This is a genomic window from Paenarthrobacter sp. CAP02, assembly GCF_040137855.1.
Classification (GTDB): Bacteria; Actinomycetota; Actinomycetes; order Actinomycetales; family Micrococcaceae; genus Arthrobacter.
The window spans coordinates 77,604-92,152 of the sequence record NZ_JBEEII010000004.1 but is presented as its reverse complement, the minus strand read 5'-3'; the positions used below and the strand labels follow the sequence as shown (position 1 = coordinate 92,152).

Genomic DNA, 14,549 nt, shown 5'->3' with positions numbered 1-14,549 from the left:
ACAAGCACATGGATAAGGCAGCACTCTGCGTAGGTATCAATCAGTTCGCTTCCCTGCCGCAGTCGAGCTGGCTACAGGGCTGCGTGAATGATGCCAAGGACCTGGCCGCTGTCCTGGGAGACTCCTACGGCTTCGAGGCTTCGGCCATCACTGTTCTCTGCGACGCCCAGGCCACGAAGAAGGCAGTCATGGCGGAGCTGAACAAACTGGTGGACACGGCGGTCGCCGGCAAAGCCAAACACCTCGTTTTCACCTTTTCCAGCCACGGCACCCAAATCCCTGATACCAACGGGGACGAGGACGACAGCCTGGATGAGGCTTTCGCGTGCCATGACATCAACAGCAGCGGGGACGCGTGGGACCCGGACACCGTGATCTCGGATGATGAACTCTCAGCCGTTTTTGCCCGCCTGCCCGAAGGTGTCCTCATGGACGTTGTCCTGGACACCTGCCACAGCGGCACGGGGCTCAAGTCCCTGGACTTGCTGCCCGGCAGGCGGCCGCGTTTCCTCCCCGCACCGACGCCGGAAGCTGCCATAGCGAACGAAGACAAGGAGCTCCGAAGCCTGCGCGACCTGGTCAAAACCGCCAAGCTATCAGCTCCGGTGCTGATGGCGGCCTGCCGATCGGACCAAACGGCCGCCGACGCGTTGATCGAGGGCCGCTATAACGGCGCCTTTACCTACAACTTCCTGAAGACACTCCGATCCGACGGGGCGTTGGGGCGGGCCGAAATCCTCAAGCTGGTCAGCAAAGGCCTGAAGGCCGGAGGCTTTGACCAAGTGGCGCAACTGGAAGCCCCCAAAGCAGCCCGCAAGGCCGCATGGGGAAAGTGAGAGTTCGGGCATGAATCGCCTAGTCACCGGTGCCGTGAAACCTGTTTCGCACGCCCGCTGAGGCGGCCAGCTCGGCGTCGTGCTGTTGGTCGGAACCGAACAACTTGCCTTGGCGGTCCCGGTCCATCACGGGCTTCAGCGCGGCATACACGAGCCGCCCACCGGCGTCGAACCGCAAAAGTCCTCCACCCCGAATGTCCACGTAGTCCCTTGTGGTCCTCAACCCGAGGCGGACGTTCGCTTCCCGCCGGCTCATCCGCACCGTCTGGATGAAGGAAGCCCCAATTTCGGAAATGACGAACCCGTCCGGGGACACGCGCTCCGATGTCCGGACGCGCGTGGAGCTCAGTGGCGTCCGTCGTTCCAGCCGTGCCGCGTCCAGGAGCCTCGGGTTTTCCCAGACGAAGCGCTGCACTTCCTGGGGGTCCGAGCCCAGGGCCGATAGGCGGATGGGATAGCGGAGCCCCTGGTAGTTCTCAACGCCGCTGATGTTGTCCCTGGACACCCTCCGGATGCCGATTGCGGAGAATTCCGCTTGAAGAGCGTCGCGGTACCCGTGGATGTCCTCCGGGACCATGTCCAGGTCGGCTGCGATGATGCCCCGCAGGAGATCACGCCAGGACACATCAACCGGCGGCATGTAGGACAGTCCCCGGATAACCATCCGCAGGACCCGGGTTGCCACGATGGAGCCGGATTCGGCTTTTTGCCGGAGGCTTTGCCCGTCTCCCAGTCTGGCATTCCTTTCGACCCAGAGCCGCTGGACGGCGCGGAGCACGGCGCCCACCACCACGGCACCGCGTGCATGAGGTTCGCACAGCTCCTGCCAGTGGTCGGGGACGACGCCCACGAACGGCTCACGCAGCGGCCCCCGGGCGAACAGGTCGCGGGCGAAATCGAAAAGCGATCGCATCATGACCACGTCGTCGACCACCTGCCCGGCTCCGAAACCGGCTCGAGCTGCTTCAAGCTGGCGGTAGACGACGTCCCGCGAAGAAAAGACCGAAAGGATAGCCACGAGGTCAGCCAGGGCCTCGTGCATCGCCAGCTGCTCCATGGTGGCCAGCTCATCGGCCCAGGCGGGACGGAACCCGTCCAGGATCGCGTGCGTCACCTCGTGGGCCACGATGTCCCTGTAGAGGGCCGTCGGAACCTTGTATCCCATCCGGTCCACCGAGCCGAAGCGGATGATGTTGCTTCCACGCTGATATCCGGTATCCGTGGCTGTGACCAGGTCGCGGGCTTTGAGGACCACGCGCCCCTCCGGGTTCCAAGGCATACGCCGTCCCAGGGTGCTTTCAAAGATGTCCAGGGTGCTCATCGCCACCCCGTACACATGTTGGGCCAGGAAGCGGGTGTCATCCAGCAGCTCCCGCAGACCGTGCGGAGGTGGCTCGTCGACCAACTGCCAGGGGTCTCCCTGCCGGGTAAGCGTTACCGGGGATACGTTGGTACCGCGCCACTTCCGGATGTGGATCGCGTAGCGATGCCCGGTGGGTCCGCGCCTCAGCCGTTCCACAGGGATCCGTACCTGCGCCGTCTCCGGGGCAGTACCGTCCGCTCCGATTGGCCCCTCAGCCAGGACGGTCACCGTGACCATTTGCCCGGCTTTGACATCTCCCGGGCCCTTCTTTGGAAATGCCACAGTCATCGCCATCCCGGATGCGGACCCCACATACCGCAGCGGAAACGCTGCTTAGCCCAGTATGGAGGCCGGCCAATCCGGTGGCAATGGTCCTTTAGAGTGCCGCGCGCTGGAGGGAGCGGGCGGCGTCGATGGTTGCCTGGCCCAGTACCCTGCTCCCCTGGTAGAGCACGACTGTCTGGCCCGGCGCAACCCCACGCAAGGGATCCGTCAGGGTAACCACGAGCTCAGCCCGCTCAATGCCGGAGTCGTCGGTCACTGCTTCCACGCGTGCAACTGCCGGCACGGGATCACCGTGGGCGCGGACCTGGGCGTAGCAGTCGAACTCCGCACCGGTAGCAACCTCGGAAATGGGCAGGCCCGCCCACGAAACCTTGATGCCGCGAATCTCATCGATGGCCAGGAGCGCTTCGGGACCAACCACCACTTTGTTTTCCTTGGGACGGATCTCCAGGACAAACCGGGGCTTGCCATCGGCAGCGGGAGTCCCGAGCTTCAGGCCACGACGCTGGCCCACCGTGAAGGCATTGGCGCCGGGATGCTCCCCGACTTTGGCGCCGGTTTCATCGACGATATCGCCGGTGGTCATCTCGATCTTTTCGGCCAACCAGCCACGCGTGTCGCCGTCGGAAATGAAGCAGATGTCGTGGCTGTCCGGCTTGTTTGCCACGGACAGGCCCCGGCGTTCAGCTTCGGCGCGGACCTCCGCCTTGGACGGCGTATCAGCGAGCGGGAACATGGAGTGCTTGAGCTGCTCGTGGGTCAGGACACCCAGAACGTAGCTCTGGTCCTTTGCCCAGTCAGCGGCACGATGGAGTTCGCGGTTACCGTCGGCGTCTTCGATGACCTTGGCATAGTGGCCGGTGCACACAGCATCAAAACCCAGAGCAATGGCCTTCTCCAGCAATGCGGCGAACTTGATGCGCTCGTTGCAGCGCATGCACGGATTGGGCGTGCGCCCGGCGGCGTACTCATCGATGAAGTCCTGGACCACATCTTCCTTGAAACGCTCCGAGAAGTCCCACACGTAGTACGGGATGCCCAGGACGTCGCAAGCACGCCAAGCGTCACGGGAATCCTCGATGGTGCAGCAACCGCGGCTTCCGGTGCGGAGGGTCCCCGGCATGCGCGACAACGCGAGGTGGACCCCGACGACGTCGTGACCCGCTTCGACGGCGCGGGCGGCTGCCACGGCGGAGTCGACTCCGCCGCTCATTGCTGCAAGTACTCGCATGCTGGCTTTCTGTGTGTTTGGGGCTGCCCTGTGTCCGGCCCGGAACGGCCAGTGTGCCCGTCCATTCTAGCTCGCGGTGGCCGGAGTGTGCTAAATGCCTTGACCACTCCTACCCGTAATTCTAAAATGAGAACAACTGATTTTAGAATCGAGCTGACATGGCTTCAGGACGAATGGTCATATCCGGCGGGGGCCTGGCCGGTGCCACTGCCGCAAGGACCCTGCGGGACGAAGGTTTCGATGGTCCCATCACACTGCTCGGCGCCGAGAACCGTATCCCCTACCTCCGCCCTCCCCTCTCAAAGGAGTTCCTCCTCGGAAAGGCGGGCGAAGATTCCGTGCCCGTGGTTCCTGCCGGCTGGTACCAGGAGAACGGCGTCGAACTCCTGCTTGGTGAAGCCGCAACCGAGGTCGATCCACCCAACCATCGGATAGTGCTGCAAGGTGGCCACCATCTGGAATACGCCAAACTGCTCATCGCCACCGGCGCACGCCCCAGGACCATCCCCCTGCCCGGCTCGGACCTGGCGGGCGTCATGACCTTCCGGACCTTCGAGGACAGCCTGCGGCTGCAAAGCCTCCTCAAAGACGGCGGCAGGAAAGTGGTCATGATCGGATCCGGCTGGATCGGCATGGAATTGGCGGCGGCAGCCCGCACATACGGCAACGACGTCACGCTCATCGGGCTGGAGGACATTCCGCTGAGTGCCGCCATTGGACCGGAATTGGGACGTTACTTCCAACGCCTTCACCAGGATCACGGTGTGGCCTTCAGGCTTCCGGCGAGCGCGGCGGGAATCGAGGGACGCGCCGGAACAGTGGAAGCAGTGGTCACGGACACGGGCGAAAGGCTCCCGGCCGACGTCGTCATCGTTGCCGTCGGCGTCGTCCCGGATACCGCGCTCGCCGAGACAGCCGGCCTGGCCGTCCGCAACGGGATCCTGGTGGACAGCGCCCTCCGCACCAGTGCCCCGGACGTCCTCGCCGCAGGAGATGTGGCCAACGCCCTCCATCCGTTCACCGGCGAACACCACCGCAACGAACACTGGTCCAACGCACTCAACGGCGGCAAGACCGCGGCGAGGTCGATGCTTGGCCAGGACGCCACGTTTGATGCTGTGCCCTACTTCTATACCGACCAGTTCGAGGCGAGCATGGAATACTCAGGCTTCCCTTCACTGGCATCCGGCCTTTCTCCCGTCATTCGCGGCACCGTGGCTGACGGCAGCTTCATCGCTTTCTGGGTCAACGACGGATGCGTGGTTGCAGGCATGAGCCTCAACCAACGCCGTGTCCAGAAGGCGATCAAGGCCCTCATCACGGGCAGGGTTCGCGTCAGCCTGGATCGGCTGGCCGATCCGGCAGTCCCCCTCGAGGAACTTCTGCCCACCCCGTAACGGGACGGAACTGCCTACGCCCTAGCGGCGCGCAACAGCTCAGGCCTGGTGTTGCCTGGCTACCGTCGCCGCCGTTTGAATGCTGGACTCGTGACCGGCCATCCCGGCCTGACGTGCCCGTGCACAGGCCTCCGGCAGGGCCTTGAGGAGTGCGTCGACGTCGGCATCCGTAGAGCTGTGGCCCAGGGTAAACCGCTGTGCCCCGCGGGCCGTGTCCTCATCCAAACCCATGGCAAGGAGGACATGCGAAGGGCGCGGCACTCCCGCGGTGCATGCCGATCCCGTGGACGACTCCACGCCGGCCAGGTCAAGGAGGAAGAGCAGCGAATCCCCTTCACATCCCGGGAACGTGAAGTGGGCGTTGCCGGGCAGGCGGCCAGCGCCCGGCGCTCCCCGCAGTACGGCATCGGGAACCGCCGCCAGGACGCCGTCGATCAGGCGGTCGCGCAGGCCAGCCAGCCGCTCCTGCTCTTGGGCCAAATGGGCGGTGACTGCTTCGGCGGCCGCAGCGAACGCAGCGATGGCCGGCGTGTCCAGGGTTCCCGAACGTACGTCCCGCTCCTGGCCGCCACCATGCTGAACCGGAGTCAAGGTCACGGCCCTGCCCAGGAACAACGCGCCCACGCCCACTGGTCCGCCGAGCTTGTGACCTGAGACGGACATTGCAGACAGGCCCGATCCCCGGAAGTCGACGGGAACAGAACCGAATGCCTGGACGGCGTCCGAATGCACCGGGATTCCGTGGGGCTTGGCCAGCCCCACCACCTCGGCTACCGGCTGGATGGTCCCGACCTCATTGTTGGCCCACATCACGGTAATCAAGGCGATCGAATCAGGGTCACGTTCGATCTCGCGCTGGAGTACATCCAACCGGACGGCGCCTTCACTGTCCACGGGAAGCCATACGACGTCGGCCGCCTCGTGGCGCTCGAGCCACTCAACGGTGTCCATGACGGCGTGATGTTCGACGGCGGAGCAGAGGATGCGGGTCCGGCGCGGATTTTCGTCACGGCGGGCCCAGAACAGGCCTTTGACAGCCAGGTTGTCCGCTTCAGTTCCACCCGAAGTGAAGATCACTTCCGATGGATGGGCGCCGGCTGCGGCAGCCAACGTCTCGCGGGCATCCTCCACCGCGCGGCGTGCACGACGGCCCGCGCCGTGAAGCGACGACGGATTGCCTGTTCGCGCCAGCTCACGCGTCATGACGGCGAGCGCTTCAGCCGAAAGGGGCGTGGTGGCAGCGTGATCGAGGTATACAGGCACCTTGCAATTCTACCGGGCCGCGTCGTGGCCGGAGTCGTCAATGTGGCGGGTGATCCTGGCGCAGCAATGTCCGGGCCCTGTGTCTCCCACCACCGTTGACGGGTCGGCACCGGACGTCACCGCCACACCCCGCAGGAAGGCCCCGCTCATGGGGCAAACCACCTCTGAGTGGTCCCGGGAGAGTCGATGGAAGGGGCAGTTGAGCAGCCGGTACCCGCCGGCGTCGTCGGGCGTTGGCTGGTAGCCGCAGTCGGCGAGTGCGCCAATGAAGTCACCCGATCGACCGGCCTCCCTGCCGGAGGCATCGGCCACATCGAGAAGGGCATGTGAGACCGGAACTCCCTCCGCCGCGGAGTGGGCAATCGCGGAAGCCATGAGGTGGCCGGCAAGGTCGTAGCTCCGCTGCGGAACCGAGGCGCCGACTTCATCGAGTGTGGGCCTGTAGAGCTTGGCGGGCCGCCCGGACCCGGGACCGGTTTTACCTCCCGGCCTTTTGAACTCTGCGCGAAGAAGCCCGTCGTCCACCAGCCGGTCCAGATGGAAGGACGCCGTGCTTCGCGATAGTCCAAGGGCCGTGGCAGCCTGGTCCCGGCCAACGGCTTCACCCGATGCCAGCACGTACTGGTACAGCGCCCGGCGGTTCTCCTCCCCCAAGGAGGCTACGGCGGCGATTTTTCGGATCCAGGGGAAGTCGGTTGCGCCCATGGGAACAGCTTATCTCTAAAAGTAGATTCATTGATTTAAGAATCCTGCGGTTCTAAAATCAAGGTATCTATTTTTAGAAAGGATGAGTCATGGAAACCTCAACAACAGCAATGCCGCGGGCCACATTTCGCCGCAACCCCGACCGGCAGGCGTTCATCCTGCTACGGACCGTCTTTACGGTCGCACCCGTGGTTTTCGGCCTCGACAAGTTCACCAACCTCCTGACGGAGTGGACCCACTACCTCGCTCCAGTTGCCACGGCCGTGGTACCGGTGCCTGCGCAAGTCTTCATGTATGGGGTGGGCGTGGTGGAGGTAGTCGCCGGGATCCTGGTCGCTGCGCGTCCGCGCGTAGGCTCTTTGGTGGTTGCCGCCTGGCTGCTCGGCATCATCGTCAACCTTTTGGTCCTTGGCGCTTTCTTCGATGTTGCGCTGAGGGATTTCGGCCTCCTCATAGGAGCATTGGCGCTGAACCGCCTCGCCACAGCCCGCGCACCGCAAGGCTAGGACCCAGCCGGGCAAGCCGCTCAGGAAGGGGGAACTACTGCCAGCTTGGAAACCATCTCCGCCCGCGCGCTCGCAAGCGCTCCAGGATTCGGGCAAGCGAGGGAGATGTACACCGAGGACGCCGGCGCACTGAATAGCCTTGCCAGCACCAGCGCCGCGGTCCCTCCGGGAGATGACGAGTCCAGGGCGAGGAACTCCACACTGTGCTGCGGTTTGTCAGTGTCTCCTCCCCATCGAAGTGAGGCGGGCTTCAGCGTCTCGGCGGCGATCCCTGCATCCAGGTATTGGAACAATGCCCTGGTTGAAGCGTTGTCGTCGCCTGAGACCACCAGAGGGCCCTGGTTGACGCTGACCCGGATTGCCAACGCGCATCCATCGGCCCTTTTGTACCGGACTTCGCCCTGCAGGCCCGAATGAACCAGTGACCACCCAGGCACCTCCTCCATCCGGCTGGAGACTGTCACAGGATCCCCCGACGCCAAGGTGCTTCCTGCAGTCATGGGAAGGTCCTTGGCAGCCACCGCCTCCGCATCGTGCCCGGGCGTAATGGTGGGGGTCGAAAGCGTGGACTCCGACGGCGAGGGCTTCGGCGCTTCCGGATCCGGGACGTTGACGCTGCAAGAGGCCAACAGGACACCTACGGCGGCGATGGCGGCCGACCCGGCCAACCGCCGTCGAACATTCCCTGACACTGTCGCTCAAGCCCCTTCCGGCTTTCCCGGCCCCGGCCCGCGGCCCTGACGCGATCGAGTCTATCCGGCTACCGCTCAGGCGAGGACGCGCAAGCCGCCAGGCACCACTTCCACGTCGACAGGCAATTCGCCCAGCCTCTCGCCGTCGGCATAGGCAACGACACCAGCGGCCTCCAGCCGCACCTGCCTCACCCTGCGGATCTGTACTGCCGGGTGGTCGGTATGGTTTCCCGCAAACACCTTGGGGAAGACAGCCAGGAAGCGCAGCCTGGAAAGCGGCCGCACCACGAACAGGTCCAACCATCCATCGTCAGGGGCGGCTTGCGGGGTGATCCTCATCCCGCCACCGATCGATTGCCCGTTGGCCACGGAGATCAACAACGCCCGCTGCCTCCACTGCCGGCCGCCCGCAGTCACCCGATATTCGATCGGACCGAAGGAGACAAGCTCACGCAGCATCGCCAGGTTGTATCGGTTCTTTCCCCGCGGCCAACGCCAGGAATTGGCCCGTTCATTGACTGCTGCATCGAATCCCGCTGAGAGCACCCCTGCAAAGCAGGTGGTACGACCCTCCACGGTGACCCGTCCGACGTCGATCTTCCGCCCATCGAACGCCAGCGCGGCCAGCGCCTGCCTACACGCAGCGGTGGTGTCATGGAGGGGCAGGTTCAGCAAACGCGCCACGTCATTGCCAGTACCGCTGGGGACGATACCCAATGGAATGTCCTTGCCAGCAAGGGCATTGATGCCCAGGTGGACCATGCCATCGCCTCCCACCACCACCAACGCAGCCACACCCGTCCTGCCCAGCGCGCGGTCCACCATGTCAGCCAGGGCGCCATAATCTTCAGCTTCGAGCACGACGACGTCCCAGCCTGCGGCGCGGAAACACCCTGCGGCCTGGTGCCCGGCATGGCGGGTACGGCCGAAGGAAGCAGCAGGATTTATTGCCAGGACAATATTTCCCGATGCGCCGGAGGACGGGACGGGAAGGGCGGGTGACGTCACAGCCTGCATTATGCCAGCCGGGAACCACGCACCCTCCTGCACTCGTTCACCACGTAGCTGGATAAACTTGCCAGTGCCGCGCCTGTCTTGCGCGGACCGTCATAAGAGAAGGGCCCGTGCTTGGCCGAGGGCAGCAGTTCGCACTATCAGGTTCTCCGTGTCTCCGTCACCGCGACGGACAAGGAGATCAAAGTGGCCTACCGCAAGGCCGCCCGCAAGGCACACCCCGATCACGGCGGAGAAGCGGAAATGTTCCGGCGGGTGACCTTGGCCTACGAGACATTGATCGATCCACAGCGCAGGGCAGAATATGACCGCCGCTATGCCAGCGGAGCGTCGGGTGTCAGCCAGCCGCGGCCAGGCGATTACACGGGCGCGTCCGCTCCGGGTCCGACCACCAACATCAAACGGCCCCAAGCCCAACGAAACACAGCCGGCGATCCCCCGGTCTACGTCCCCGGCTTTGAGGACCCCAACGAGGTTCCCCTTATCTCCGCGGCAGAGGCGGCCCGGCAAGTCCACGGCATACCCCGCAAACGCGGCATCTTTGGCGCCGAAGCGCGCATCCAGCGCGAAATGAGAACGGTCCAACTCATCAGCCGGCAAGTCCTGACCGCTATCCCCGCCGCCCGCCTGATCAACGGTCTCCGGTCGCCGTCGGACAATAACCACATCGATCACGCTGTCCTGTCGGGCTACCGGCTTGCCCTGGTGGGCTCCATGCTGCTGCCCAAAGGCGCCTATGCGTGGGACGGACAATCGCTGCGGCATGGCGGACGTTCCGTTGCTCCCCCGCAACTGGCTCACATCGTCCGCCATATGCAGGAGATCTTTCCTGAACTGAACGTCACCGGCTGGGTGGTCCTGCACAGCCCGGACGGAAACCTCCACGAACCGGTCATCGACCAGTACGGCAAGGGCCAGTCCACCCACAACCCGGTGGAAGTGGTCAATGGCGCCGGTCTGGCTCGGGGCTTGAAGCAGTTCCTCAGCTCCGGCCCCGCACCCAACACCGTTGTAGTCCCGGTGTTGGCACGCCTCCTCCGCGGGATGCACTAAGCCCAATCAGTAGCTCCTCCGGGCCCCTGACTAAGATGGGACAGTGTTCCGCATCCTTTTCCACACTCCAGAAATCCCGGGCAATACGGGCAACGCTATCCGCCTGGCGGCCATCACCGGGGCTGAGCTCCATTTGGTGGAGCCCTTGGGTTTCGACTTCTCCGACGCCAAGCTGCGTCGCGCCGGCCTCGATTACCACGACCTGGCTGTCGTGACTGTCCACAAGGACATCGACGCCGCGTGGTCGGCCCTGCAGCCGGAGCGCGTCTTCGCCTACACCGCCGACGGCGAAACGTCCTACACGGACATCAGCTACCGCGAAGGGGACGTCCTGATGTTCGGCCCCGAGTCCGTGGGCTTGCCGGAATGGCTCAAGCAGGATCCCCACGTCACCGCACGTGTACGCCTGCCCATGAAGCCTTCCCTCCGCTCACTGAACCTGGCCAACGCGGCCTCGATCGCAGTCTTCGAGGCCTGGCGGCAAAACGGATTCGCGGGCGCCAAACTCTAGCCCATCCAAGGACCCCACAGCACCGAATACCTTATGCAGGGACAACCCCTGGCCCGGATATTCATTGAGGGAGCCTACGTGAGCGTGCAGCAGACCAGCGTGATGGCAGCAAGGCACCGTCCCGCCGCGCCCACAACACCAGCGGCTCATGCTGCGCGATTCAAACGGGACAACATATGCTGGACGGTGATGGACATCCCCAACAAACCCTCCGTTCCGGTGGTCGAGCCGGCCGATACTGCGACAGACCTGAACTCGCAGCTCACCGGCCTGCTCAACCTTGTGGCCGCAGGAGACCAGCAGGCCTTCGCAGAGTTCTACCGTCTCACTTCGCGGAGGGTATTCGGCATGGCCAAGCGGGTCCTGATTGACCCGGACCTCAGCGAAGACGCCACCCAGGAAGTCTTCATCCAGGTATGGGAAGGCGCAGCAAAGTTTGACCGTGCCGCAGGAACTCCGCTGGCCTGGCTCATGACCATCGCGCATCGTCGCGCCATTGACCGGGTGCGTTCCGTGCAGTCCGCAACGGACCGTGAGGCCAAATACGGCGCAGCCAGCTTGGACCCGGACAGGGACGTGGTGGCAGAGGAAGCGGACAGCAACCTCGAAGCCGAGGCCGTCAGCCGATGCCTTGGCACCTTGACTGACACCCAGCGCGAGTCGGTCCGGCTCGCCTACTACGGCGGCCTGACCTACAGGGAAGTGGCCGAGCACCTTGGCGCCGCCGTTCCCACGATCAAGTCCCGCATCCGCGACGGACTGCTGCGCCTGAAGACCTGCCTGGGGGTGGGTTCCTTTGAGTGAGAACACTGGTGGAGGCTTTATCCGCAGAATGTTTGCCAACGACATTGCTACCGACCTCGCCGAGGGCCGGGTCCTCGAATTGGCTGAGATCTATGCCCTGGACGCCGTCAGTGACGATGAACGGGCCATGATCGATGAGTACGTCAAGGACGCCCCCGAAGCTCCGGAATTCCTGGAGCGGGTCCGTGAAGCCCGCGAGACCCTTGCGGTCAGCTTTGCGCCCGAGGAAGAGCCGCCTGCCGCACTTTTCGGGAACATCATGGACCGCATCACCAAGGACGCTGCCACGGAGCCCGTCTCCGCGCCCGCAGCGCCTGCGGTGGCCGGGCCCGCCGTCGACGATCTCGCGGCCGCCAGGGCAAAGCGCGAAGAACGCCGCAATGGTGGCGCGCGCCGATGGATCGTAGGAGCGGCAGCCGCCGCGGCGCTTGCCCTGGGTGGGATTGGTGTGGGGTCGTATGTCTCCGCCCAGAATGATCCCGTCAACCAGGTCCTCCAGGCACAGGATGTCCAGAAGCAGTCTGCAGCGGTTCCCGGCGGCGGCACAGCCACCATCTCGGCGTCCTCGGCCAAGGACTCCTTTGTGGTCCTGATGAATGGCGTAGCACCTGCACCCGAGGGCAAGGTCTACCAGCTGTGGACGCTGCCAAAGGACGGATCCGCCCCTGTACCCCAAGGCACCATGGACGCCCAAACGCTCTCAAAGCCGGCAGTTGTAAAGGGCCTCTCCTCGGCTTCCTCGGTCGCCATTACCGTGGAACCGGCAGGCGGGTCAAAAGCACCCACCACAGCCCCCGTGCTCGTAGTGGCGTTGTCTGCTTGAGCGCTGACGCGCTGATTTAACGCCCGACGGCGGCCGCCCCACCAACAAGGGACGGCCGCCGTCGGCGTCTTAATGCGTTCCGGAACCTATAACACCAGCGACAGCAGCATCACGAAGCCGAATCCAACCACGGAAATCAAGGTCTCCATGACCGACCACGTCTTGAACGTTTGCCCGACCGTGAGGCCGAACAGTTCCTTGACCAACCAGAATCCGGCGTCGTTGACATGCGAGAGGAACAGCGAGCCGGCGCCGATCGCCAACGCAAGCAGAGCTGCATGGGTTGGGCTCAGGCTGCTGGCGAGGGGCGCGACGATACCGGCTGCCGTGACCGTGGCGACCGTTGCCGAGCCAGTGGCCAGGCGGAGGGCCACTGCGACAATGAAGCCCAGGACCAGGACCGACATGTTGGCCCCTTCTGCCCACTTCTTGACGGCGTCTCCCACTCCGGCACCAATGAGCGTCTGCTTGAAACCGCCGCCTGCACCCACAATGAGGAGGATGGCTGCGATGGGGCCAAGGCTCTCCCCCAGTTTGGCCGTGATCCTGGTTCCGGTGAATCCCACGGCGTAGCCGAAGGTAACGATTGCCAGGAGCACAGCAAGGGTCATGGCTACCAGCGGCTGGCCGACGAAGTCGAAGAAGATCCTGATGCCGGGCGCAGTTGCGGCGTCCGGCCAAATGATGCCACCCAAGGCCTTCAGGAGCATCAGGACAACCGGGAAGATGATGGTCAGCAGAGTCACGCCAAAGGAAGGCTGGCGCTTGACGTCGCTCAAGTCCGCCGTGTGCTGGGTGTCAATGCCACCTGCAACGGCCGGAGCATCCACGGGGACCCAACGGGCTGCAAGGCGTGAGAAGAGGGGACCACAGATGATTACGGTGGGGATCGCCACCAAAATGCCCAGGCCCAGCGTTGTGCCGAGCTCCGCTTTCACTGCACTGATGGCAATGAGCGGTCCCGGGTGCGGTGGCACGAGGCCGTGAAGCACCGACAGGCCAGCCAGTGCCGGGATGGCTATGCGCATCAGCTTCATCTTGGATCGCTGGGTGACCAGCACGATGACCGGCAGCAGCAGGACGAGCCCGATCTCGAAGAACATCGGCAGGCCGATGATGACCGCGACCAGGGTGATCATCCAGACCAGCTTGTTACCGCTGGCCTTGGCCAGCAGCGTATCAACAACCCGGTTGGCCCCGCCGGAATCGGCGAGCAACTTCCCGAGCATGGCGCCAAGGGCAATCAGCAGGCCGACTTCCTTCAGGACACCGCCCACGCCGTCCTCGAAGTTGGTGATGACTTTCCCCAGCTCCACCCCTGACGCAAGCCCAACAAAGGCTGAGCCCAGGACAAGTGAAAGGAACGGGTGCATTTTGAGCTTTGCGATCAGCACCACGATCAGGGCGATTCCCAGCGCCGCAACTACCAGGAGCTGGGTGTCGTGCGCGGTCCATTGCTGCACTTCCGTCGCAGCTTCCAAGGCCTTCACGAGGCACTCGTTCCGGTATTGGCACCCATGGGGCGAAGACCAAGCCGCTCGATGACTTCGTCAGCTTCCTCGGCCGGCGAGGCGGAAACGCACAGCGAGATGTAGTTCTCGTCGTCGGTGGGTTCCTCCAGGGCGTCAAACTGCGATTCCAGAAGCGACGGCGGCATGAAATGCCCGTGCCTGGAGGCCAGTCGGTCCGAGATCTTGTCCTTGCTTCCCTGCAGGAATACGAACACCACGCCTTCGCCGCGGAGAACGTCGCGGTACTTCTTTTTCAGTGCCGAGCACGTAATGATTGCCGGGATTCCGGCGTCCGTGCGCTGACGGATCCAGTCCGAAATGATGTCCAGCCAAGGCCAACGGTCCTCATCAGTGAGGGCGAGCCCCGACTGCATCTTGGCGACGTTGGCTTCGGGGTGAAGGTCGTCGCCCTCAGCGAGATCCCATCCCAGCTTCCCGGCGAGAACACCGGCCACAGTCGATTTGCCGGAACCGGAGACTCCCATAATCACCAGTACGGGTTGTTGCGCAGTCTTCGCCATCAAAGTCTGCCTTCCTCGAATAAATATGATTTAA

General features: G+C 64.1%; 15 protein-coding genes. 7 read left to right on the top strand and 8 right to left on the bottom strand.

From position 1 onward, the window contains the following. Nucleotides 1-8 precede the first annotated feature (8 nt). Nucleotides 9-836, top strand: a complete 828-nt coding sequence (locus ABHM97_RS08235; RefSeq protein ID WP_349470282.1) for a caspase family protein — start codon at nucleotides 9-11, stop codon at nucleotides 834-836. A 19-nt stretch (nucleotides 837-855) separates the two neighbouring features. On the opposite strand, the gene ABHM97_RS08230 is transcribed toward ABHM97_RS08235, so the two are convergent. After that, complete coding sequence (locus ABHM97_RS08230) at nucleotides 856-2,481, bottom strand: gluzincin family metallopeptidase (RefSeq protein ID WP_349470281.1); 1,626 nt, start codon at nucleotides 2,479-2,481, stop codon at nucleotides 856-858. A 94-nt stretch (nucleotides 2,482-2,575) separates the two neighbouring features. Beyond that, a complete protein-coding gene (gene mnmA, locus ABHM97_RS08225; protein ID WP_235520696.1) occupies nucleotides 2,576-3,697 on the bottom strand; it encodes a tRNA 2-thiouridine(34) synthase MnmA in 1,122 nt (373 codons plus the stop codon). A 176-nt stretch (nucleotides 3,698-3,873) separates the two neighbouring features. Between mnmA and ABHM97_RS08220 the strand changes: the two genes are divergently transcribed. Further along, nucleotides 3,874-5,112, top strand: coding sequence for an NAD(P)/FAD-dependent oxidoreductase (locus tag ABHM97_RS08220; RefSeq protein ID WP_349470280.1), 1,239 nt, complete (start codon nucleotides 3,874-3,876; stop codon nucleotides 5,110-5,112). 39 nt (nucleotides 5,113-5,151) lie between these two features. Here ABHM97_RS08220 and ABHM97_RS08215 read toward each other — a convergent pair whose 3' ends face one another. Both ABHM97_RS08215 and ABHM97_RS08210 read right to left on the bottom strand, forming a co-directional pair. After that, nucleotides 5,152-6,375 (bottom strand): cysteine desulfurase family protein, encoded by a 1,224-nt coding sequence (locus ABHM97_RS08215; RefSeq protein ID WP_235520628.1) that lies wholly within the window; start codon nucleotides 6,373-6,375, stop codon nucleotides 5,152-5,154. A gap of 9 nt (nucleotides 6,376-6,384) precedes the next feature. After that, entirely contained in the window at nucleotides 6,385-7,080 is a 696-nt protein-coding gene (locus tag ABHM97_RS08210; protein ID WP_349470279.1) for a helix-turn-helix transcriptional regulator, read from the bottom strand. A gap of 89 nt (nucleotides 7,081-7,169) precedes the next feature. On the opposite strand from ABHM97_RS08210, the gene ABHM97_RS08205 reads away from it, so the two are divergent. Then, complete coding sequence (locus tag ABHM97_RS08205) at nucleotides 7,170-7,586, top strand: hypothetical protein (protein ID WP_349470278.1); 417 nt, start codon at nucleotides 7,170-7,172, stop codon at nucleotides 7,584-7,586. Between the two features lie 20 nt (nucleotides 7,587-7,606). On the opposite strand, the gene ABHM97_RS08200 is transcribed toward ABHM97_RS08205, so the two are convergent. Together ABHM97_RS08200 and ABHM97_RS08195 are read right to left on the bottom strand one after the other, a co-directional pair. After that, a complete protein-coding gene (locus ABHM97_RS08200) occupies nucleotides 7,607-8,278 on the bottom strand; it encodes a hypothetical protein (RefSeq protein WP_284986907.1) in 672 nt (223 codons plus the stop codon). Nucleotides 8,279-8,353: 75 nt separating this feature from the next. Beyond that, a complete protein-coding gene (locus ABHM97_RS08195) occupies nucleotides 8,354-9,295 on the bottom strand; it encodes a diacylglycerol/lipid kinase family protein (RefSeq protein WP_502921268.1) in 942 nt (313 codons plus the stop codon). Nucleotides 9,296-9,406: 111 nt separating this feature from the next. On the opposite strand from ABHM97_RS08195, the gene ABHM97_RS08190 reads away from it, so the two are divergent. The 4 genes from ABHM97_RS08190 (at nucleotide 9,407) to ABHM97_RS08175 (ending at nucleotide 12,483) form a co-directional block, all read left to right on the top strand. Beyond that, nucleotides 9,407-10,345: a J domain-containing protein gene (locus ABHM97_RS08190; RefSeq protein WP_235520633.1), complete on the top strand. Its 939-nt coding sequence runs from the start codon at nucleotides 9,407-9,409 to the stop codon at nucleotides 10,343-10,345. Between the two features lie 43 nt (nucleotides 10,346-10,388). Next, nucleotides 10,389-10,856 carry a tRNA (cytidine(34)-2'-O)-methyltransferase gene (locus tag ABHM97_RS08185; RefSeq protein WP_211714220.1) on the top strand — a complete coding sequence of 156 codons (468 nt, stop codon included), beginning with the start codon at nucleotides 10,389-10,391 and terminating at the stop codon, nucleotides 10,854-10,856. Between the two features lie 78 nt (nucleotides 10,857-10,934). Next, nucleotides 10,935-11,660: an ECF RNA polymerase sigma factor SigK gene (gene sigK / locus ABHM97_RS08180; protein WP_374111521.1), complete on the top strand. Its 726-nt coding sequence runs from the start codon at nucleotides 10,935-10,937 to the stop codon at nucleotides 11,658-11,660. After that, nucleotides 11,653-12,483, top strand: coding sequence for an anti-sigma factor (locus tag ABHM97_RS08175; protein WP_349470275.1), 831 nt, complete (start codon nucleotides 11,653-11,655; stop codon nucleotides 12,481-12,483). The genes sigK and ABHM97_RS08175 overlap by 8 nt, the downstream gene beginning before the upstream one ends. Nucleotides 12,484-12,569: 86 nt before the next feature. Here the strand turns inward: ABHM97_RS08175 and ABHM97_RS08170 are convergent, their stop codons facing one another. Both ABHM97_RS08170 and ABHM97_RS08165 read right to left on the bottom strand, forming a co-directional pair. Continuing rightward, nucleotides 12,570-13,973 carry a GntT/GntP/DsdX family permease gene (locus tag ABHM97_RS08170; protein WP_257369232.1) on the bottom strand — a complete coding sequence of 468 codons (1,404 nt, stop codon included), beginning with the start codon at nucleotides 13,971-13,973 and terminating at the stop codon, nucleotides 12,570-12,572. After that, entirely contained in the window at nucleotides 13,970-14,515 is a 546-nt protein-coding gene (locus tag ABHM97_RS08165; RefSeq protein ID WP_257369233.1) for a gluconokinase, read from the bottom strand. Before ABHM97_RS08165 ends, ABHM97_RS08170 begins: the two co-directional genes overlap by 4 nt. Between the last annotated feature and the right edge of the window lie 34 nt (nucleotides 14,516-14,549).

What these genes read in the sequence shown, in the direction of transcription:
- ABHM97_RS08210 (WP_349470279.1), bottom strand. Translation starts at nt 7,080, where the DNA reads ATGGGCGCAACCGACTTCCCCTGGATCCGAAAAATCGCCGCCGTAGCC.
- mnmA (WP_235520696.1), bottom strand. Translation starts at nt 3,697, where the DNA reads ATGAGCGGCGGAGTCGACTCCGCCGTGGCAGCCGCCCGCGCCGTCGAA.
- ABHM97_RS08165 (WP_257369233.1), bottom strand. Translation starts at nt 14,515, where the DNA reads ATGGCGAAGACTGCGCAACAACCCGTACTGGTGATTATGGGAGTCTCC.
- ABHM97_RS08235 (WP_349470282.1), top strand. Translation starts at nt 9, where the DNA reads ATGGATAAGGCAGCACTCTGCGTAGGTATCAATCAGTTCGCTTCCCTG.
- ABHM97_RS08205 (WP_349470278.1), top strand. Translation starts at nt 7,170, where the DNA reads ATGGAAACCTCAACAACAGCAATGCCGCGGGCCACATTTCGCCGCAAC.
- ABHM97_RS08220 (WP_349470280.1), top strand. Translation starts at nt 3,874, where the DNA reads ATGGCTTCAGGACGAATGGTCATATCCGGCGGGGGCCTGGCCGGTGCC.
- ABHM97_RS08195 (WP_502921268.1), bottom strand. Translation starts at nt 9,295, where the DNA reads ATGCAGGCTGTGACGTCACCCGCCCTTCCCGTCCCGTCCTCCGGCGCA.